The organism is Fulvivirga maritima (assembly GCF_021389955.1).
GTDB lineage: Bacteria > Bacteroidota > Bacteroidia > Cytophagales > Cyclobacteriaceae > Fulvivirga > Fulvivirga maritima.
Genome location: NZ_CP089980.1, coordinates 870,907 through 892,791, shown reverse-complemented (window position 1 = coordinate 892,791; position 21,885 = coordinate 870,907). Strand labels below are relative to the sequence as shown.

Sequence of the window (21,885 nt, the reverse complement as noted above, 5' to 3'; positions counted from 1 at the left end):
ACTTTATACCCTTCTCCTGTTGCAGGCATACCTTGTTGCCTGCTTGCCAGGAGCTCAGGCGCAGACCTTTCCTGTAAGTGCTCAGCTGCAGCTTACTCCGCCATATAGTGTATACTTATCTGACCTGTTGCGTCCTGAAACTGATCAGGTGAAGTTAAATCTGATCCTACGAGATTTGCAGGAGCCCTTTGTAGATGTAGTATTAAAGTTAAAGATAGAAGGGCAGGGGCTGAGCATGGAAACGGCTCCATACTATATGCCTCCGGCCTTGACCCTGGAAAGTGGAACTCCACAGTTGCTTACTACCGTAGAGCTCTCTCCTTATTTTGATGCGGCTAATTTGATTTTTGGTGGTATCAGCAAAAGTAAATATGAGCAGCAGGGTGGCAGGCTACCAGAAGGATTATATAGAATTAGTTTCACCGCTTATGATGCAAATACCGGAAGGCAACTATCCATGCCGGCGCAAGCTATCGCCTGGATGGCCCTAAGTGAGCCTCCCAGGCTAAACCAGCCTTTCTGTGAGTCTGAGATTAATTTGGAAAGCGGCATGCAATATATCGTTTTTCAATGGTCGCCCATAGGCGTTTCTCCTAACACCTTCGGAGAGCTGGAATATGAATTTTCATTGGTAGAAATCCGTCCTGAAGGCAGAGATCCCTATGAAGCCATGCGTACTACTGCACCAGTATACCAGTATACTACCAGTGAGACCAGTCTGGTATATGATAATGACGAACCGCTGTTGCTGCCCGGCATGACCTATGCCTGGCGTGTACACGCGAAAGATGTAGGGGGCAAGGAGAAATTCAGAAATGAGGGATTTAGTAGTGTCTGTACTTTTCGCATAGCCGAGCAATCTCTACCAGTAGCAACAGGTGTGAGGGCAGAAGCCGTTACCAGCTATCAGGGTCGCACTTATTGGGATTTAGTAGATGGGGTAGATAATTACCGCATAGAATACCGCTCTACTGAAGGAGGATCTGGCCAGTGGTATAGTATTGATGAGCCCGAAGAAGCGGGGGGGGCCATTGATGGGCAGGTGAACCTGACCGGATTAACACCAGGACATGGCTATGAGGTACGAGTAGGTAGCAAACGAGAAGAGCTGGTCAGCAGCTGGAGTGAGAGCGTGTTCTTCTCCACTCCTGATGAAGAGGTGCTAGCTTGTGGAGATATGCCGACTGTAGAGTCAGACGATGATTTTATACCCTTAATAAATGCTGGTGTAGGTGACGTTATACAAGCAGCGAATGTAGATGTGACGCTGGTTTCAGTAACCGGTAATGGCCAGGATGGTGTTTATTCTGGATGGGGAACAATCTCGATTAACTTTTTGGGCAATCGCATTCCTGTTGAGTTTAGCGATATTAAGATCAACGACAGGTATCGCATGGTTTCAGGAGAGCTGGTAGCCATCAGCACCGGTATGGATGAGTACATCCAGCAATGGAGAGAAGTGCGAGAAGATGAAGAGGTGGGGGATTCAGAGGCAGAAGATAATGCGAGCAGCGAGGAAGCTGAATCGGAAAGTTCTGATACTGAGGTTGGCGGTAATGCCCCTACTGATTCAACTAGCTTGGAAGAAGCAGTGATTCCTATGGATTCGTTAATTACTGAAGCTGATAATGTAAACTCTAGTGATAGTACCTTGACAGATTATAATAATAATGATGATTATAATGAAAGTGATAGTACGGGAGGCAATAATGTGATTGACCCCAATGCCCCAAATGATAGCAATAATGAGGGTAATGGAAATGGTAGTGGAGTTACACCTTCTATCTGGTTTGCCTTAGACGATAATGAGTATCATGATGGAGATGTTATTACTATACCTTTTACATCATTAGATAACCATTTAGCTTTTACCTTGAGAGACTATCCTAATAATGTAGAAACATTTAACTGGTCATTTTTGCAGGATGGAGTAGATCATACTGTCGAGGTGCTTAATAATGATCGTAATCTTGATAATTTTGGGATGAATATTGGGGGAAGGTTTGGAGATTTAAGACTTAGAGTTCAGTATGACGAAGACGTTATTGAGGTTATTTTGAATGTTGAGAGAAAGGAATTTTCTCTCGAGGAAATTTATGCTAAAGATGGAGATAGGGTGGCGAAATCTCAAGAAATACTTTATTTGGTTGCTGGTGATGATGAGAGACAAATAATATTTGATTCAGATATAAATCCTGGAGACATAAAAAATGGAGATTATGTGAATTTGGATATGGTCTGGTCTTATATAGAGCAGCTTACACCTCAACATAATTTAGAACAAGTCTTTGGTGAAAAAAAGATTGTAAGAAAACTTTATGAAGAAGATAATATAATAAGTACGGAGTTTCGGTCAGGTTATCCAAATAGAGTAGAAAAAAAAGTGGAAATTTCATGGGTTGATGAAGATTTAAAAAAAATAGACGTGGCGAGTAAATTAGGGCCGATATTATCCATTTTTGATGAAATTAATTATTGGTCGAAGACCTTTAAGGCTGTAGGAATTCCTTGCAAGGTGGCGGTTCTTGATAACTTGCCTAGAGCTATTGGTCGAAATGAATTTGGTCTTTCTTATGAAACTTTTAATGAAGAGGAGGATGAAACAAGATATTATCGTAATATCGATAAATTTGTCTTTTCAGCAACGGGAGCTAATATTGTTGATTTGACTTGTGGCAAAGATATTACTATACCCATACCTTTTAGTTCATCTGAAATTACTCTTGCTGCTGCTAATTTTGGTGTTAAAGCTGGTTTAAAGGGGGAGGTTGAGTTAGTTCGGGAAGTCCAAGTAGAAACGGGAAAAACTTTTTATAATAAAAGTAAAGTTACTGCTGCTGCTTTTGTAAGCCCATTTGTTGAAGCAACTTTAGCAGGGATAGTGGGCAAAATAGATATGGATACTGGTGTTAGAATAGAATATCCTTATGATGGAAACCCTGCATTAATAGGTTTCATTTGGTATTCAAGTGATATAAGTGGCAAAGTGGAAGTAGGTAAGGATTTTAGTCAATATTTATCTAAATCCATAACATACGAATTGTTTAGATTAAATACTAAAAAAGAAATAGAGATATATAAATTGGATTTTAATAGTTTAACTAAATGAAAGCAATATTAAAAGTAGCATGGATCGCAGGGATTTTTATATTCATACTATTTCTCCCAATGTCTTTAGGTGTATTGAGAGTCACTTTTAATAATTATGAACGGTATAAGGGAACGGTTCGCTCCGTAGAAAATCGGTTATATTCAAAAGGGGCTGGATATTACTTGTTAGTTCATATTGATGGAGAAGGGGGGGAATATTCAACTCATGCGTATGATGAAGATCAAAAACCAATGCCTGGGGACTCGGTTGTTTTTAGAAAACTATATCGTGGTGCAGGTTCAGCGCAAATCTTACAAATAAATGGGAAGGAAGTCTCTAATTATTTCCATTTCATTGATTATTTCAGCTTAACTTATCATACAGCAGCACTTTTATTTTTAATTTATTACAGTATAAGAAGATTTAGATGAATTTATACAAATCAATAATTTTAGTGATGACCCTATATCTACCTTGTTTCTGCTCTGCTCAAAATAAGTTTAGAGAATTAGAAGCATACTTTGGATTGCCATTGGATGGTAAAGAGATTGAATATTATAAATATTCATCTGAGTCAGTCATAACAAATTCTTGCCAATCGTATGAGGATTGCCCTACACGTACCACTATAGAGTTACTAAAATCTCTGTTGTCAGCTAAGAATTACAGTTGGGATCAAAGAAATTATGCTTATTCTATTCCTAAAGATAAGTCTTATGAGGATAAAGAATTGTCAGATAGATTTCTTCCTCTAAGAAAAATAGATTTTTCAATTGGTCAAGATAAGTATGAGATAGTTAAGTTCCGATTGGAAACGACCAATGATACAACTAATCATGCCATGATGTTTAAGTTTATTTCTTCACGTTGGCAGGTTGTTTCTTCTGATGTCGTGATGTCAAAATTGGTAATTATGTTCGAATACCTTTCAGAAAGGGCTCTAGATGCTATTTTCTATAATATGAATTTAGGAATACCTGTTTTCGATAATATGGTAGATGAGGTGTACAATGGGGAATTATTATATTTAAGTAAAGCGATTAATATGCGCGCCAATAAACCCTACACTCCAGAAGAGGCTAATATAATTTTTAATAGCAATTCTTCCAGCAATAAAGATTCTTTGATTAGGGTACCTTGTGAATTTGTATTTCCTATTCAAGATCAAAAAATAAGAGTATATGAGGATGATTCATTTGTTTCTGCTCATGAAGATACTCAAATCGAAGAAAAACTAAGGATGGCTAATTTAAGTTTTGAAACTGCAATACCCGACTTTAGCTACCTATTTAGCTATAACGATGATCATTATGAAATTGTTAAAATTAAACATTTGGAGTCAAATGAGGATGAAATGCTAATTTTTAAAAATACAAAAAAACAGAAACTGCAGATAGTTTCGGAAATTCCTTCAAGGTTAGAACCTGTCATGAAGGTGTTAAGGGCATTGTCCATTGATCAAATTCAAAATTTAAATGCATTAAGTAATTCAGAAACTCCCAAAGAGATTCAAAATATATCAAGCCAGGTAAAAGATGAGGATAATATTATCAACACTGTAAAATTAAATACTTTAATTGATTAAGATGTTGGAGAGAATTACTAGAGCTTTAGGTTACTACTTTAATTTTGATAAGTCTTATCAATGTTGCATATTATATTGCTTATCGCTCAGCCACTAATACTGATAATCAACAGATCAAAAAAGCAGCTATAGGAGCACTGATAGAAGGTGTAAAAGATATGGATTCTGGTCTTTCAGGAGATAATATAGAATTTCTCACTGAGTTTGATAGAGACTTGTTTTCGGCCAAAGATCAGCAAGCGCTTTTATCTGCCTTGAGTACTATAAAATACCACAAGCCAGAACTCATCAAGTTAATCGGCTATGTGAATATTTCGGAAGCCGAGAATACATTGAAAAGCTATGCGGCATCCTCAAATCGCAGCCTACAATGGTCCGCCTTGCTAGCCTTATCGCGCATAGGAGATGAGGCTTCAGCTCAAAAGATCATCAGCATCCTAGAAAACCTCCCGGTAAATGATAACCTGGTCTATGAACTAGTGCCAGACCTAGTATACACCCGCAACAAAACGGCCTTTGATTATCTCTTCACCATCATTAACAGCAATGAAAACAACTGCACTTCCGCAGACCCAGATAACGAAGCCGCTATCCTTTGTGGCTACAGAGTAATGGAATACCTTGCCCCACACCTTACTGCTCAGCCCCTCCCCATAGAAGACGGAGAACTGGCAGTAGATAATTATGAGCAAGCCTTACAAGAGTTAAGGGCTTGGTATGCTAATCATCAGTCTGATTATGGTATATTGGAGGAAGGTTATTAGATTGCTTTTGAGATAAGAAGCCAATTCGCCGTGTCAGAGACACTCGTTACCATTCATAAATCCTTAGTCGCCCTTCGGTAAGACTAAGGATAGCGGGGAAATTAATATGGATGGGGATTTAGTGGCAAGTTATGATTTGCCTACTTCAATAGCTGAGGAAACTGATTTAATTGCTTTTGTAAAAAATATGGAATCAGGATATACCCTCATATTAGAGGATAGTGCTACGCGTGAGCTTATTAGAATGGATTTGAATGAAGACGGTCATCCTGTAGACGAATATAAATTACCTATTACAAAAGTAAGAGATTTGTATGAACCTGTTTTTTACGTGAAGGGAGATCTGCTAATGATACTTCATGATAACTATATATGCTTTGAAAAAGATATAAAAATTTGGGAAGAACCTAAAATAAACTCAGGGGCGCATTCAGTTGTAGAAGCCGACAATGATGGATTTTTAATTATTGGAAATGATATGGAAGTAACTTATGCCAATATTGAGGGGGTGAAATATACAGTAGATTATGCTCACAAGTTGACTTGTGGAATACTTCCATTAGGAGATAATTACTTTTTAGTGGGCATAGAAGATCTTTCGATAGCTGATGATTTATCCGAACTGCAGATTATTAAAATTGATAAGAAAGGGGCACTTAGTGAAGATTGATAATTTTAAAGTAAGGGAAGTGTAATTTTATTTTGGTGAATTTTAAACGAGACTGTCAATTCATCTCTGTCTAAACTTTGGATATAAAGAAATAATGTTTAGACTAAAGAGCAATGAACAAACAAGAGAAAGAAGAATTAAAGGAAAAAGCACTTAAACAATTTTTAAAAGGAGAATCTCTATTTGGTAAGGATGGGGCTTTCAGCCCCATGTTGAAGGAGTTCTTAGAAGAAGCTCTGGAAGCAGAAATGGAGGATCACCTATCCAGTGAAGAAAAAGGACGCTCTCATGGCAATAAGCGCAATGGCAAAGGCCAGAAAACAGTTAAGAGTAGTTTAGGAGACGTTGAGATAAATACTCCTCAAGATCGTCATAGCAGCTTTGAGCCAAGAATAGTAGAGAAACGCCAGCGTATACTGGCAGACAATCTTGAGAAGCAAATAATAGCCATGTATGGGCTAGGTAATAGTTTGAGAGATATTCAAGAGCACATCAAGGAGATGTATGACACAAATATATCAACAGAGGTGTTAAGTGATATCACAGACCGAGTGATCCCTAAAGTAAAGGAGTGGCAAAATAGGCCATTAGAATCGGTCTATTGTATTGTTTGGCTAGATGCCATGCATTTCAAGGTGCGAGATGAAGGTAAGGTGAAGCATAAAGCCCTTTATAATATTTTAGGGATCAATAAGCAGGGCAACAAGGAGATATTGGGCATGTACCTATCAGAAAGCGAAGGAGCTAATTTTTGGCTTCAGATACTTACTGAGCTACAAAATAGAGGCTTGAAAGATATTTTGATAGCCTGCACTGATAACTTGAAAGGTTTTAGTGAAGCGATACACTCCATCTACCCACAAACAGATGTTCAACTTTGTGTAGTTCATCAGATTCGAAATAGCTTGAAATATGTAGCCAGTAAAGAACAGAAAGTGTTTATACAAGATCTTAAATTAGTTTATCAAGCAGACACAAAAGATCAGGCAGAGACTGCTTTATTAGAACTGGAAGAAAAATGGGGAAAGAAATATCCTGTGGTGATACGATCTTGGAATGATAACTGGGAACTACTTAGCACTTATTTCGATTACAGTAAACCCATAAGAAAGTTAATATACACTACAAATCCAGTGGAGGGCTTTCATAGACAAGTAAGAAAAGTTACCAAGAGTAAGGGAGCATTTACCAGTGATATGGCCTTGTGGATTTGCAACAAAAAACTGGACAATAAGTTAAGCACATTTTGAATAGTTATGGTTATTAAATTGTTCAGGCGTCTTATATCCTAAGTGCGAATGTTTTCTTTTTCTATTATACCATATTTCTATAAATTCGAACAGGTCATTCTTGGCCTGAAGAATACTATAGAAATTGGTATGTTTGACCAGTTCTGACTTCAGTATCTTAAAGAAGTTTTCTGCCACAGCATTATCCCAGCAATTACCTTTTCTACTCATGCTTTGTTGTATACCCTTACTTTTGAGGTGATCTGAAAAAGAATAGGTGGCATACTGCACTCCCCGGTCGGAATGAAATATTAATTGGTTTGTTATTGGCCTATTAATTAAAGCCATTCTCCAGGCTGGCCATATTGTATCATGGCACGCCATAGACCTACTCAATGACCATCCTATAATCTTTCGATCGTACAAATCCATAATGATGGTTAAATACATCCAACCTTGACCAGTGGGGATGTATGTAATATCAGAGACCCATTTATGCCCCGGAAGGTTTGCCTGAAAATCTCTGTTTAATAGGTTTTTAGCTACTGGATAGTTGTGTCTTGATTGGGTGGTAGTTCCTCTGAACTTTCTGCAAATAATACTTCTAATGCCCTGGTTACGCATGATCCTGGCCACTCTGGGGCGAGAGATACGCCAACCCAGGTCTCGTAACTCCTCGGTGATCTTCGGGCTACCATACCTTCCTCTGCTATTGCTGTGTATAGTCCTGATACATGCGGATACCTTTTCATTCTCCAACTTTCTCATTGATGGCCTTCTGTTGCTCCAATTATAGAAACCACTTCTACTGACTTTAAGTACTTTACACATCCTCTCAACACCAAATCTGTGGTTGTATTCCTTTATGAACCGGAATATTTGTTGTCTCCCTTGGAGAAGATGCTTACTGCCTTTTTTAAAATATCCCTTTCTAGTTGGGCTTCACGCAGTTCTCGTTTTAAACGGGCTATCTCCTTTTGTTCTGAGGTTAAATTCTGATTACCATGACCTGAAAAACTACCTTCTTTGTACTCATTGTATTCACGTTTCCATCGGGTAACCAGCTCAGTCCTTAAACCAAGCTCATCAGCTACTTCTCTTGTACTTTTTCCTGACAGGCACAGGTTCACTGCCATCTGTTTAAACTCCTTGTCAAACTCTCTTCTTGCTCTTTTCATATTTAGTAAATTTAACTCAAAAGCGCTTAACTTACTGTCCAATCAAATGTAGCAGGTCCACTTGATGAAATTAGTTTACTTAGTTTGCAGACGTATTGAGAAAAAATGGACTTCACCTTTGCGGAATTGGGGTTTGACGGTGCAGCAATTAGCCATTAGATTTGAGGGAAGATTGGAACTGGAACTAAAAACCAGTCAAACCAAAAAATAAAAAATTCCCTCCCAGGGGCTAGCCCCTGGGAGGGAAGCAGACAGAGATGAGCTAACACTCCCTTTTAAACTCATTCCTACTAGAATAATACTTTGTGTGAAGACAAACCTTAATTGATTAAAATCTTTAGGGTTTGTTTTAGGTATATGTATATACTGTTAATACTTATGAAAATGTATTCTTAAACGAAGGTTTACATTGGGGTTAGCCATTTAAATAATATCAATGGCATATTTTCCTCGATTATTGTGGGCAGTATACTACTTAGCCGTTCGTAGCTACAACTACGACTTTCCGATGATCACTAGTGTCTCTAACACGATATTAAGCAACAAAATCTTATCCTTTTTAGCAGTTATTGTGTAGTTCCATAATCAGTCAGGTATTTGAGCGGACGATGACTAGGAGGTGTCAGGATACTATCCCCTAGCGCGCGTAGCGATAGCAATACGCGTGCTACCTACCTAGGTTACACAAAAAGTTATCAATCTAATCAATAAATGAAAAAAACACTACTCCCCATATTTATAGCCTGTCTCTTTACCTTCACAGTAAGAAGCCAGGACATAGGCACTTACTTTCAATCCGTAAGAACGGGTTCTTACCCACAAATACCTTCAGCGTTTTTCTCTGGAGATATGACTTTAATGAATCAGCTTACACCGTATTACAAAGACTCAATAGATGATGTGAGAGGTAAGGCCTACTATATTGCTTATCGCTCAGCCACTAATACTGATAATCAACAGATTAAAAAAGCAGCTATAGAAGCACTTATAGAAGGTGTAAAAGATAAAGATTCCGGCCTTTCAGGAGATAACATAGAATTTCTCACTGAGTTTGATAGAGACTTGTTTTCAGCCAAAGAGCAGCAAGCGCTTTTGTCTGCCTTGAGTACTATAAAATACCACAAACCAGAATTGATCAAGTTAATCGGCTATGTAAATATTTTAGAAGCCGAGAATACATTGAAAAGCTATGCGTCATCCTCCAATCGCAGGCTACAATGGTCCGCCTTGCTAGCCTTATCTCGCATGGGAGATGAGGCTTCAGCTCAAAAGATCATCAGCATTCTAGAAAACCTCCCGGTAAATGATAACCTGGTCTATGAACTAGTGCCAGACCTAGTCTACACCCGCAACAAAACCGCCTTTGATTATCTTTTTACCATCATTAACAGCAATGAAAACAACTGCACCTCCGCAGACCCAGATAATGAAGCCGCTATCCTTTGTGGCTACAGAGTAATGGAATACCTTGCCCCACACCTCACCGCCCAGCCCCTCCCCACAGAAGACGGAGAACTGGCAGTAGATAATTACGAGCAAGCCTTACAAGAGTTAAGGGCTTGGTATGCTAATCATCAGTCTGATTATGGTATATTGGAGGAAGGTTATTAGATTGCTTTTGAGATAAGAAGCCAATTCGCCGTGTCAGAGACACTCGTTACCATTCATAAATCCTTAGTCGTCCTTCGGTAAGACTAAGGATAGCGGGTTACAATGGTCCGCCTTGCTAGCCTTATCTCGCATGGGAGATGAGGCTTCAGCTCAAAAAATAATAGGCATCCTTGAAAACCTTCCGGTCAATGATAACCTGGTCTATGAACTAGTGCCAGACTTGGTATACACCCGTAACAAAACGGCCTTTGATTATCTCTTCACCATCATTAACAGCAATGAAAACAACTGCACCTCCGCAGACCCAGATAACGAAGCCGCTATCCTTTGTGGCTACAGAGTAATGGAATACCTTGCCCCACACCTTACTGCTCAGCCCCTCCCCGCAGAAGACGGAGAACTGGCAGTAGATAATTACGAGCAAGCCTTACAAGAGTTAAGAGCTTGGTATACTGTTAATAAATCTGATTATGGTATATCTGATGAAGGGTATTAGGTTTGTTATGCGATTAGAAGCTAATTTTTGCAGTTAGGTTATGGTGATACTGTAACGAGAATAGAGGTATTATAACTCATGAGTCATCTTCCTAAATTGGAGTATTTATAATTTCTAATTTTTTTGTTGATATTATTTTTATCTATTAGATTGACCGATGATTAGCTGTTGGCATCAATGGATGCTAATCATACAGAGAGCGTGATGAATCTTACCCAAAGCAGTAAGAAATTTTCATTTTTAAATTAAGACAAATATAAATAAACAACAATGAATAAATTTTTTAAACTAATATTGGCGACGTGTATAGTATGTTTTGTTTTTGCCTGCGAAGATGATGAAGATGATCCTGTTACAAAAGAACAGTATATTCAGTTTTTGACAAATGGATCTGAAAAATCGTGGAAAATTGATCGAATAATAGATCCAGATGGAAATAACATTAAAAAGGATTGCCAAGATGATGATGTACTAGTTTTTAAAAAGGAAAATCAAGAATTTAGTTTCATGTATAATCAAAAGTGTTTTCCAGAGTCTACAGATGATTTTGGTACATGGGAAATAAGTGATGACTTAAGGATTTTAACCTTTTATGGAAGCGCGTCTATTTTTTCACTTAATCAGGAAGAGTTAATAATTATGTATGGCTACTATGATAGTAAAAAAGTTACAGGAAGAAGTGAATATATTTTCACTGCTATAGAATAGATGTCTATCTATTACAAAATAACATTGAAGTTCCTGTACTTTATTCTAATACTAATATATATCGCACGTAGCGAAGCAATACACGTGCTAAATCTAGGCCGTTATAATTGTCGGCCATTCAAAATATATTAAGATCTATTTACCTTGTTTTTAAGCGTCTCCACTTTTCCCTTTTCTGAGGCTAGTAGTCTTTCATATAGTGCTGCTAGTTTATTTAGGCTATTTAAAAGACACTGATATTAAGGCAGGGTCACATGTACAGGCATGCAATACCGATGTTCAACCTTGTAACAAAACCCATAATTAACTAAATTGAAACAAGAACAATGGAGGTCAAAATAAAAGGCTCCAATTCGTGTTCCTTAAAAATTAAAATTCAGTTAAGTAATTGATATTCAATAATTAATAAGGGGTAGTTGTAATCCAGTCATCCCGACGATTAGATAACCATCTAAGTACAAAACCCTCCAAATTTCACGATTTGGAGGGTTTTTTAATTTTACCCCCTCCAGTAAAACACCTTTATTATCAATGAAAATGAGACCTATACGGTGACCTTTTTTTTGAATAAAGTAAATACTCAGGCGATTTTTATCGGATGCACCGATCACAAAGCAATACCCAATCAACTCCAAAACAGTTTTTAATGATCATTAATGATTCTTTTGAGGCAATGGCAGAAATTGAAATTCCCGATTCCCTTAGAGAGGACTTCCTCATTACAAAGGTAGGGTTGCTATTTCAGAAGATCAGTTAATGTACGTAGTTCCGAACTTCATCATGATCACCAGCCTACCTAACATGGTACTAAATGTCAAATCTTTATAATTTCATTAGAAGCATCTGCCGCTGAGCTGAGTAGGGTTGGAGGGAATAATATATCGACTTTAAATGTCAATATATTATTGGAAATGTTAAATTAAAGGAGTGGGTAATATAACATTTTCAGTGTTCAAGCTTATGCGTAGATGTTATATGTCGCTATTGTCTTGGTGGTTAGTTGTTTAGGTGTCATCCTTCTTTATTCAGACTAGATGACTGGCTTGTAGTAGCAATTGATTTGAAAAAATATGTTGTTGTCACCTTATCAGCTCAATGAATTACCAGAATAAGTATAGAATTTTCAATCCAAAAAATGAATTAGAAATGAAATAGTATTAATAAAAGTTCAACCTAAACCTTGTAAAATGAAAAAATGTATCTATTTAACCTACTCAAAAATTGCAGACAATGTAGCAGTTTATTTCAGATGGTATAAGTCATGGCTTTATTGTCTTTTAATATTTTCGGCATCTATAGCCGGATATAATTCGCACGCACAAACAGATATTACCAATACCCACCTTTCTAACCCTGGTTTTAATAATAATTGTAATTATCTCACTGGTGATTCCTCTTCTATACCCACTACTGGTCCTCCCATAACCAACGAGGTGAGTGGTTGGAACTTGGCGATTGCCGATGGCTGGGGTGCCGTTGGAACTTTCGAATTTGGCTGGGAAGGGCTGTTGAATAGTAGTCAGGTGCCTGCCACAGGTTCTAATGGAGCCAGTGGCTCAGGGCAGGGAGCGCTCGGAACCACTATTGGCTGGGGTGGTGATATTGTCTATAACCAGGCTGTAACCTTGCCTGCAGGGTTGTACGAAATGGAGGTGGTGAGCACATTTATTGGAACCAATGGTATTGCTGCTAACTTAACGGGTTGGCTGGGAGATGATGGTAATAGTGCCTTATCTGATTTTACCTATAGTTCTTCATTGGGAGCCTGGAACACCACTACCATTTCTTTCAGGCTAACTAGTCAAACATCCGGATATATTCAGGTAGGAGTGAGGGCAGGAAACTCAGGAACTGGTGCCTATGCTAAGGTTTTTACAGATGATGTGAAGCTTTATAGTCTTCCTGTTACCAAAGTGAAGTTGCAGTCTCTGGTTGATCAGGCCAACACTATGATAGCAAACCCTGAACCTGTGCCTGCCGGATCAACGGTGTATGCTGATCTTCAAGCTGAAGTAAATCTTTCACAGGCAGTGTTAAATAATACATCCGCTGACGTAGGGGATATTCTTACTGCTGAAGATGCAATGAATGCAGCTATACTGAACGTGGAGCAGGATGTTTACAGTGCTTCTCTTACCGTATATGATAATTATAGCGCTACCATGACCTCTTTTAGTGATAGTGTTAAGTTAACAGGTGTCGGGCAAATCACGCTGACCTCTTCAACCGCCCCTATTGTTGATGGTGTGATTGATTTTGCCACCACTGATACTTGGGTGTATTTCCCTAATATGATTCCTTCGGCTGTGGTTAATGGCCCACTGGCGTATATGACTGTCGAGGGAGATGCTCCTGTTTTAGGAACTAACATCAGAGTGACTAATTACCTGGAAGGGGCAATGGTAATGGCGCACCCTAACGATTATGCTGCATTAACGGTCTATGCAGGAGCTGGCCAAAGTGGGTCATCTATGGATTTTGTGATTAATCAGCATTATAAAACTGCTGACCTGGGTGCTATGAATGATAATATTGAGTCATTTATATTGAAAAAGGGCTATATGGCCACATTTGCAGTTAATGCTAACGGAACCGGAGGCAGTAGGGTATATATAGCTGATGATACCGATCTGATTATAGATGAAATGCCTGAAGGGCTAGTGAATACGGCCTCCATGGTAGTGGTAAGACAATGGAGGTGGACCACCAAAAAAGGATGGAGAGGTAGTGTAGCAGATGCTGACAGGTTTAATTGCGGTTCATTTTATGACTATAATAATACCGATTATGGAACCTTGGATAGAGAGTATGTGCCTATGAGGCATAACCCTAACTGGAATTCTTATGATAACTTCTACGATAAATATTCTTGTACGCATGCCTTGGGGTATAATGAGCCTGATAACTCGGTTGATGATGGCTTTAGCTCGGTAGCAGATGCCATAGCCGCCTGGCCATCTATGATGGAATCAGGGTTAAGGCTTGGTGCGCCGGCCACTACTGATGGTGGTTTGTCCTGGACTTATGAATTCATGAATCAGGCAGATGCCCTAGGCTATCGTGTTGACTTTGTAGCATGGCATTTTTATAGAGCTAATTATACCGCGCAGCAGCTTTATGATCAATTATTATCTGTTCATAATAATACCGGGCGCCCCATCTGGATTACGGAGTTTAATAATGGATGCAACTGGACTTATAATGGTAACGAACCAGGTGTAGATGAAAATGCAGAGGTGATTCAGGAATTCATTGCCATGCTGGAAAATGCCCCCTTTGTAGAGAGATATTATGTGTGGGATGGCTGCAATGAGACCTTAAGAATGACTAACTCAGGTACCGGAGCGTTATACCCTGCAGGGGAGGTATATCAAAATCAGGAGTCTACTATGGCTTATTCAGATGATTTTTATAATTCTCCTGTAACCAAAACCATACAGGAAAACGAAGCAGGGTTTTGTGGTGTGGATGGCACTATAGATACGGACTTTAATTATACAGGATCAGGAGCTGCCAATACTACTAACGCTGTTGGTAACGGTATTGACTATAAGATCAACTTCATGGCTGATGGTACAGAAACTCTTATCATTCGCTATGCTTCAGCCACTAATCGTCCTGGGAATATTTTGGTGAATGATAGTATAGTGGCCAGCTTGCCATTCCTCGCTACTGGGGGCTTTGGTACTTATCTCAATGCATCAGTTAATATTCCGGTTCAAGTAGGCACGGCTGATATTAGAATAGAAGCAACTACCGCTGAGGGATTAGGTAATGTAGACTATATTGAGATCACAGGCGGATACCCTGCTAGTTGTGCCTCTGCCCCGTCTTATCCGCTAATCATATCTGCGTCTGAAGAACAAGAGGGGAACCCGGCTACAAATATTATTGATGGCGATTATGATTCCCGGTGGTCAGCAGAGGGCTTTCCTCAAACGGTTATCATTGATTACGGAGAAAACAAACGAATTACTGGCACCAGGCTATCTACCTATGAGGATAGAGCCTATCAGTTTACTGTTGAGCTGTCTGACAACCTATATTTCACCAATTCTTATATGGTAGATCGCAGTACGAATACCAGTACAACGCAACCTATTTCTGATAGTTTTTCGGAAATATCAGCTCGCTATGTACGACTCACAATCACAGGTGCATCAGGATATACGGGGGTATGGTCTAGTAATACCGAGTTTGAGATTGTGGAAAATTCTGCGAATAGTACAGCAAGAGCAAGTGCGGATATAAATGAAAATGCTGATAATGGCATGATGATCTATCCTAATCCTGCAAATGATGTGTTGAATATAGCCTTGTCAGATGATTTTAAAGGAGCAGAATTAAGCATTTATAATAACCTAGGAAAAGTGGTAATGAAAAAAGATGAGCTTCAGGCATCGGATCAAATTAATATTGCCACCTTAGAATCGGGTATATATTATATCAAAGTCTCTCATGCCGGACGAGAAGTAAATTATAGCTTTATCAAGCAATAATTAGATATGAAACTATAAGATGAAAAGACAGGCCATTGCGTGCCTGTTTTTTTATGTTTTCACAACCTTGGTTCAGGTTTTCAACATGGATCTACCATGTGTAAGTTTTGAACATACACTCCTGTGTGTAAGGGCTTTCAACCCTCTGGAATAATTTTGCTATCTTCAGGTTAGGATATTTATGGTCGACACGGAAAGGATAATGCATTTATTTTACGGTAAACGTTGATTTTAAAAGGCTATGCAGGGAAAACTAATACATGATGAAATTATTTAATTATATACTCTCCTATTTTTTGATTATCTCTATTATGACAATTATTGGGATAGAAATGGAATTTGATATAATTGTATATTTAATTTATGATTATCCGTAATTAGTCATATGCTGTAATGTTAGCTATAACGAGCCTATCAAAGAGCTTATCACCAAAGTATCGTCTATTGAGTTTGTAAACAAACTCATTGAGATACAATTGAAGGTACTTTCCTTTAATCTTATGGTAGTTCCCTAGAAATGTTCTTTTGGCATTGCTAATGGTGATATGCACCCATTTAAGTGTCTCGTTAGTGGTTTGCTTATTAGATTTCTCAGTAATGTGAAGCTCTATATAATCAGCAATGTTAACATAGGAAGTGCTTTGGTCTGAAAAAACAATACTTTGTTCATCAATGGATGATTGTAATACATGATCTACTTCCTGTGAACTGTGGCCTTTAAGTACTTTAGCTTTGAAATAACGACATTGACGTTCTTTTTTTCCTGTTTCCAAGTCTTCTAAAGGAGTAGATTCAGCCATTACTGCTACATTTTGTTTTCCTGCCGCTCCTCTACCTCTTTTCCCTTTATTCTTCTCGATCTCAGTTGATTCCACTGTAAAATAGCCCTCATCCATCTCAATCATTCCCTCTAAAGTGTATCTGGAATCTCGATTTCCCATGGCTTTTCTCAGTTTATGAACCATTGCCCATACGGGCTCATATCGTTTCAATCCCAATTGCTTCTGAATCTCCTTGCTGGAAAAACCTTTTTTGGTAACACTCATTAAAAACATTGTTTTGTACCAAACCAGAAAAGAAAGGTTAGAGTCTTGCATGATCGTGCCGCTACGTAAAGAAGTTCTACTTCGGCAAGCTTTACACTCATAGCTCCATCGGCTTTTTATCCAATAATGCTGATCATGACCGCAACGGTGACATATAACTCCTAACTTGTCTCGTTCTCCTTTAAAATGCTCTCTGCATGATTGTTCATCACTGAAGTGGGTAGTGAAACTGAATATATCCATACACTAATTTAATACTTTTTTTACATTATGGGTAATTACGGATAATCATATTTAATTACATATTTAATTGTTGGAGTGTGTATTTTTTACACTTTAATAAGGTTAAAATTTTTTACAGTTAAATCAAATGCTTTTGGTTTCGTAATCGTTACTTCATTATTTTTCACATATATACTTATGCATAGTATTATCACTTATGAAACTAACGTTGCTTATTCAAAATTAAAGTCAATACCAATTGAAAGTTTAATTAAGTTTCAGGAAACTAAAGATGTTCAAAACATACCTCAAGAAAATAGACGAGCTTGGATAGGGGTAAGATATAGAGAAATAAGGATTGTGTCAAAAAGCGGCAAAATTAGAGATATAAGTGCAGTAGGATGGCGTGGAAATTCTGTTTTTGCTTATTATGATTTTGATGAACAGAGATATCATGGAAGTTATCACTAACTTGGTTCAGGTTTTCAACTTACACTCAAAATCTATATGTTTCATAGTGCAATCTGATGTTAAGCTGGAAGCTTTATTTAAAGAAAATAACCTTACTCATCCGCAGCATCTACCTTATTAGCAAACTCTTTATGTGCTTTTAAGTAAACTGGGAGGTTGTCGCTCATAGAGGCATGGCCGGCGTTCGGTATCTCTACATACTCGGCATTATTAACCATTTTTACATATTTCTTCACATCTTCAGGGCGTGCTTCGTCGTACTGACCGGTGGTGAATAGTACGGGTACTTTAACTTCATTGAGAGCAGTAATGTTGTCATAATCTCGCAAGGTGCCTGTGGCTCTAAACTCACTAGGACCCCACATATAATTGTAGATAAAGCTACTGCCTGATGCCTTCACGGTGTCATAAGGGTGCTCGGTTCTGCTGGTGCGGAGTAGGTGCTGTTGAGAGAAATATTCGTTTGCTTTTTGATATGAATCGCTGTCATATACGCTATCCTGGTTGGCAATAGCAAGGGCTTGTTGGATGCTGTCGGGCATCTCAGTAACTAACTGATTGGTGCCGGCTATCCATACCGGTGTGCTAAAGTAAGGACTGTTAAATGCTATGCCTTTAACCCCTTCCGGATATGCTGAATAATATTCTAATGCTAATGCTGTGCCCCATGAATGCCCGGTTATATAATATTCTTTGAGATTCAAATGTTTCGCTACTGCATGCACTTGCTCTACAAAATTTTCAACTTTTAGCAGAGAGGTGTCCGTGTGATGGGTGGATTGCCCGCCACCCAGCTGATCAATCATAATCACGGGACGCTCTTCTGTGAGTGGTTCCAAATCAAAATATCGGCGACTTGTACCGCCGGGTCCTCCATGTAGGCAGACATAGGGAGCTTTGGTTCCTTCGCCCATAATTCCGTACCAAACTTTACCACCTTCTACTTCTACCAGTCCATCTCCAGGCTCTAAATATGGGTTTGATTGTTCCTTAGGTGTACAGCCAATAATCAATGAAAAAAGAACGATAGAGAGTAAAATACGTATGTTGATAAATTTTTCTTTAAGATAGAAAAATTACCTGAAGGACTCCACTCACTTTTGATGTGTGGTTGGTAGAGTAAGAGCTAAACCATACCAATAAACCTATTCATTAAAGCAAAAACTCTACACCAAATCCTTATTAAAATACCCGCCTCTGTTTTCCTTTCTGTCTATTGATTGCTCTATGATGAGGTAGGCAATAGTTACCAGATTTCTCAGTTCGCAGAGTTGCGGAGAAAGGGTGGAGTTATCATATAGCTTCTTGGTTTCTTTGTAGATCAAATGCAGCTTTTCTTTGGCAAGCCTTAGTCTTTCGTTCGATCTTACAATACCTACCAAATCACTCATGAGGGTTTGCAGTTCTTTACGCATGTGCGTAATCACTATTTTCTCTTTTGGTTCTACCGTGCCTTCAGCATTCCATTCGTTTATCTCGGCAGGTATTTCGATAGATTCGTATTTTTTGATACCGTCTTTGTAGCATTTATGGGCATAAACCAGGGCTTCTAAGAGTGAGTTAGAGGCCAGTCTGTTAGCGCCATGCAAGCCGGTGTTGCTACATTCGCCACATGCATATAGGTTACTTACGTTAGTTCGGCCTTTCATATCTACATTAATGCCGCCGCACAGGTAATGGGCGGCGGGCACTACTGGTATCATATCTTTTTCGGCATGAATGCCTAAGCTGGCACATTTCTCATAGATGTTAGGAAAGTGATTCTTAAAACCTTCCATGTCTAAATGTCGGCAATCTAAGTATACAAAATCATCACCGCTAATCTTGAGTTCGGAGTCAATAGCCCGAGCTACAATATCTCTGGAGGCAAGCTCTTCTCTTTTGTCATATTTATGCATAAAGGCTTCTCCTGATCGGGTTCTGAGCTTAGCGCCAAACCCTCTTACCGCTTCAGATATTAAAAATGAAGGAGAAGCTCCGGGGTTATAAAGAGATGTGGGGTGAAACTGGATAAACTCCATGTTCTGAATGAAGGCCTTGGCTCTATAGGCCATGGCTATACCATCTCCGGTGGCTACTAATGGGTTGGTGGTGTTTTTGTAAACGTGGCCGGTGCCGCCGCTGGCCAAAAGAGTGATTCTTGATAAGACTCTTTCGATCTGTTGCGTTTTCTGATTCAGTACATATGCACCATAACATTTCACCTCATCAGAATTGATTTCTCCTTTTTCTTTAAAATGATGCTCTGTAATTAAATCTATAGCAAAGTGGAAAGATAGAATTTCTATGTTGGGCATAGAGTGCACTTGTTTTAACAGCGTGCGAGACATTTCCCAGCCAGTAACATCTTTATGGTGTACAATTCGATTTACAGAATGGCCCCCTTCTCTGCTCAGGTCATAATCTCCAGAAGGCTGCTTGTCGAACTCAGCACCCCAGCCAGTAATCTCTCTAAACCTTTTAGGCCCTTTTTTTACCACCATTTTCACTACTTCCTTATCGCACAGCCCGTCGCCCGCTATTAAGGTGTCATTTATATGGTTTTTAAAAGAATCCTCGTCTTTATCCAGCATTACAGCGATGCCTCCCTGCGCGTATCTGGTGTTAGATTCTTCTTCTTGTGCTTTGGTGATTATCGTTACCTTGGTATCGGGTAGTTTATTAGCCACTTTTAGCGCATAAGCGAGCCCGGCTAGTCCGGAGCCTATCACTAAAAAGTCTGTATCAAATTTCATAATAACTTCTCTTTCTAAAGCGCTTGTGCTTTATTCTTCGCTCAAATGTAAAGGATAAAAGCTGATATTTTTGTTAAGATATACTCAACATTCTTTCAATAGGTCTTCTTCCTTTTTCTATCACTTCTTCTGATAGCGTAATCTCTGGCGATTCGTACTTCATGCAGAGATATAGTTTCTCCAAAGTGTTAAGTTTCATGTAAGCACATTCGCTACAAGCGCAGGTGTTGTCTTCGTTGCTAGGGGCAGGTATCAATATTTTATTAGGCACTTCTTTAGCCATCTGGTGTAGAATGCCTGCTTCCGTGGCCACTATAAATTCTTCTCCAGCATCTTCTTTTACAAATTTCAGTAACTGAGCGGTGGAGCCAATAAATTGAGCCGTTTTTAAAAGAGGCTCTTCAGATTCAGGGTGAGCAATGATTTTTGCTTTCGGATGTTTTTTATGAAGGTCAAGTAATCTTTCTATAGAAAACGCTTCATGCACCATGCAGGAGCCATCCCAAAGTAACATATCACGGCCAGTTTCTTTTATGAGGTATTTGCCCAGGTTTTTGTCAGGTGCAAATATAATGGGCTGATCTTTAGGGATAGATTCTATTACCTGTACAGCATTAGAAGAGGTGCAGGTAATGTCACTCAAAGTCTTAATCTCTGCCGAACAATTGATGTAAGTAATTACTATATGATCCGGATGCTGGTCAATAAATTTCTTAAATTCATCAGGAGGGCAAGAGTCAGCTAAAGAACAGCCTGCTTTTAAGTCTGGTAACAATACTTTTTTATCAGGATTGATGATTTTAGCGGTTTCAGCCATAAAGTGCACTCCGGCAAATACTATGGTTTCAGCATCAGTCTGAGCTGCTTTTTTGGCCAAAGCCAGGCTGTCTCCCAGATAATCTGCAATGTCTTGTATTATCGCTTCCTGATAATAATGAGCCAGGATCACCGCATTTTTCTCTTTCTTTAACTTTTGGATTTCTGCTACTAAATCAAGCTCCTCATCCACTTTGATATTAAGATAACCTATTTGATTAAGCTTTTTCTTAGCTTCAATAATGTTTGGTGTCATTTTCTATTTTCCTCTTTTCCCCAAAAGTCTAAATAACTTCCAGCTTAAAAAATATGTTTACTTCTTCCGAAAATAATTGATCAATAGTAGCCTAAGCATTCATTCTGCCAATAGCAACGGGTAAATTTAAGGCATTTTGATGAATGGATTACCAGAATTGGTAGGTATAGATGGTGGATCTTAATTTTTTTGATGTTATTTTATGTTAAATCGATTTATTAAGCCCGTTTTGGAGGTTATTATTCTATTATTTTTAATAGGTGAATGCCGGAGAACAAGTGATTTCTCTAAGAGGAAAGGATAAAGCGTATGTGTTAACTCTTGTAGTGAAGGATGACCTTTATTTTAATGTAGAAATGGTAGAGCGCATCAGGCAAGGTGTGAAAGAAATTTTCTGATAATGCGCTAGAAGATATAGAAAGGCATAAGAAATTAATCTCCTAAAAAAACAAACCCCGGATTAGTGCTTTAAGAAAGCAGCATCATCCAGGGTTTTACCAATGAAGAA

16 protein-coding genes and 1 pseudogene are annotated in these 21,885 nt (G+C 38.6%); 11 read left to right on the top strand and 6 right to left on the bottom strand.

Annotation, left to right across the window (positions count from 1 at the left end; all coding sequences use genetic code 11):
* Positions 1-19: 19 nt before the first annotated feature.
* From LVD15_RS03665 to LVD15_RS03640, 6 genes and pseudogenes are all read left to right on the top strand, one after another.
* Positions 20-3,109 (top strand): fibronectin type III domain-containing protein, encoded by a 3,090-nt coding sequence (locus LVD15_RS03665; protein WP_233778982.1) that lies wholly within the window; start codon positions 20-22, stop codon positions 3,107-3,109.
* On the top strand, positions 3,106-3,522 hold the full coding sequence (locus tag LVD15_RS03660) for a hypothetical protein (protein WP_233778981.1): 417 nt from the start codon (positions 3,106-3,108) through the stop codon (positions 3,520-3,522). Before LVD15_RS03665 ends, LVD15_RS03660 begins: the two co-directional genes overlap by 4 nt.
* Positions 3,519-4,676 carry a hypothetical protein gene (locus LVD15_RS03655; RefSeq protein WP_233778980.1) on the top strand — a complete coding sequence of 386 codons (1,158 nt, stop codon included), beginning with the start codon at positions 3,519-3,521 and terminating at the stop codon, positions 4,674-4,676. Before LVD15_RS03660 ends, LVD15_RS03655 begins: the two co-directional genes overlap by 4 nt.
* 44 nt (positions 4,677-4,720) lie before the next feature.
* Complete coding sequence (locus LVD15_RS03650; protein WP_233778978.1) at positions 4,721-5,440, top strand: HEAT repeat domain-containing protein; 720 nt, start codon at positions 4,721-4,723, stop codon at positions 5,438-5,440.
* A gap of 106 nt (positions 5,441-5,546) precedes the next feature.
* The gene (locus tag LVD15_RS03645) at positions 5,547-6,110 is read left to right on the top strand and encodes a hypothetical protein (protein WP_233778977.1); all 564 of its coding nucleotides are present in this window, start codon (positions 5,547-5,549) and stop codon (positions 6,108-6,110) included.
* A 113-nt stretch (positions 6,111-6,223) separates the two neighbouring features.
* A pseudogene (locus LVD15_RS03640) lies at positions 6,224-7,345 on the top strand (IS256 family transposase); the annotation flags it as partial.
* Here LVD15_RS03640 and LVD15_RS03635 read toward each other — a convergent pair.
* Complete coding sequence (locus LVD15_RS03635) at positions 7,346-8,206, bottom strand: IS3 family transposase (protein ID WP_233780927.1); 861 nt, start codon at positions 8,204-8,206, stop codon at positions 7,346-7,348. It lies immediately after the preceding pseudogene.
* Positions 8,203-8,517 carry a transposase gene (locus tag LVD15_RS03630; RefSeq protein WP_233776495.1) on the bottom strand — a complete coding sequence of 105 codons (315 nt, stop codon included), beginning with the start codon at positions 8,515-8,517 and terminating at the stop codon, positions 8,203-8,205. Before LVD15_RS03630 ends, LVD15_RS03635 begins: the two co-directional genes overlap by 4 nt.
* A gap of 711 nt (positions 8,518-9,228) precedes the next feature.
* Between LVD15_RS03630 and LVD15_RS03625 the strand changes: the two genes are divergently transcribed.
* From LVD15_RS03625 to LVD15_RS03610, 4 genes are all read left to right on the top strand, one after another.
* Positions 9,229-10,128, top strand: a complete 900-nt coding sequence (locus tag LVD15_RS03625; RefSeq protein WP_233778973.1) for a HEAT repeat domain-containing protein — start codon at positions 9,229-9,231, stop codon at positions 10,126-10,128.
* Between the two features lie 112 nt (positions 10,129-10,240).
* Positions 10,241-10,624, top strand: a complete 384-nt coding sequence (locus LVD15_RS03620; RefSeq protein ID WP_233778971.1) for a hypothetical protein — start codon at positions 10,241-10,243, stop codon at positions 10,622-10,624.
* 270 nt (positions 10,625-10,894) lie between these two features.
* Positions 10,895-11,332, top strand: coding sequence for a lipocalin family protein (locus LVD15_RS03615; RefSeq protein WP_233778969.1), 438 nt, complete (start codon positions 10,895-10,897; stop codon positions 11,330-11,332).
* A gap of 1,187 nt (positions 11,333-12,519) precedes the next feature.
* A complete protein-coding gene (locus tag LVD15_RS03610; RefSeq protein ID WP_233778967.1) occupies positions 12,520-15,831 on the top strand; it encodes a glycosyl hydrolase in 3,312 nt (1,103 codons plus the stop codon).
* A 377-nt stretch (positions 15,832-16,208) separates the two neighbouring features.
* On the opposite strand, the gene LVD15_RS03605 is transcribed toward LVD15_RS03610, so the two are convergent.
* Positions 16,209-17,120, bottom strand: coding sequence for an IS1595 family transposase (locus tag LVD15_RS03605; protein WP_233778058.1), 912 nt, complete (start codon positions 17,118-17,120; stop codon positions 16,209-16,211).
* A gap of 177 nt (positions 17,121-17,297) precedes the next feature.
* Between LVD15_RS03605 and LVD15_RS03600 the strand changes: the two genes are divergently transcribed.
* Positions 17,298-17,570, top strand: a complete 273-nt coding sequence (locus LVD15_RS03600) for a hypothetical protein (RefSeq protein WP_233778966.1) — start codon at positions 17,298-17,300, stop codon at positions 17,568-17,570.
* 92 nt (positions 17,571-17,662) lie between these two features.
* Here LVD15_RS03600 and LVD15_RS03595 read toward each other — a convergent pair whose 3' ends face one another.
* The 3 genes from LVD15_RS03595 to nadA all read right to left on the bottom strand — a co-directional run bounded on the left by LVD15_RS03595 (position 17,663) and on the right by nadA (position 21,377).
* A complete protein-coding gene (locus LVD15_RS03595) occupies positions 17,663-18,583 on the bottom strand; it encodes a proline iminopeptidase-family hydrolase (protein ID WP_233778964.1) in 921 nt (306 codons plus the stop codon).
* A 153-nt stretch (positions 18,584-18,736) separates the two neighbouring features.
* Positions 18,737-20,305, bottom strand: coding sequence for an L-aspartate oxidase (gene nadB / locus LVD15_RS03590; RefSeq protein WP_233778963.1), 1,569 nt, complete (start codon positions 20,303-20,305; stop codon positions 18,737-18,739).
* Between the two features lie 73 nt (positions 20,306-20,378).
* Positions 20,379-21,377, bottom strand: coding sequence for a quinolinate synthase NadA (nadA, locus tag LVD15_RS03585; RefSeq protein WP_233778961.1), 999 nt, complete (start codon positions 21,375-21,377; stop codon positions 20,379-20,381).
* Positions 21,378-21,885 lie beyond the last annotated feature (508 nt).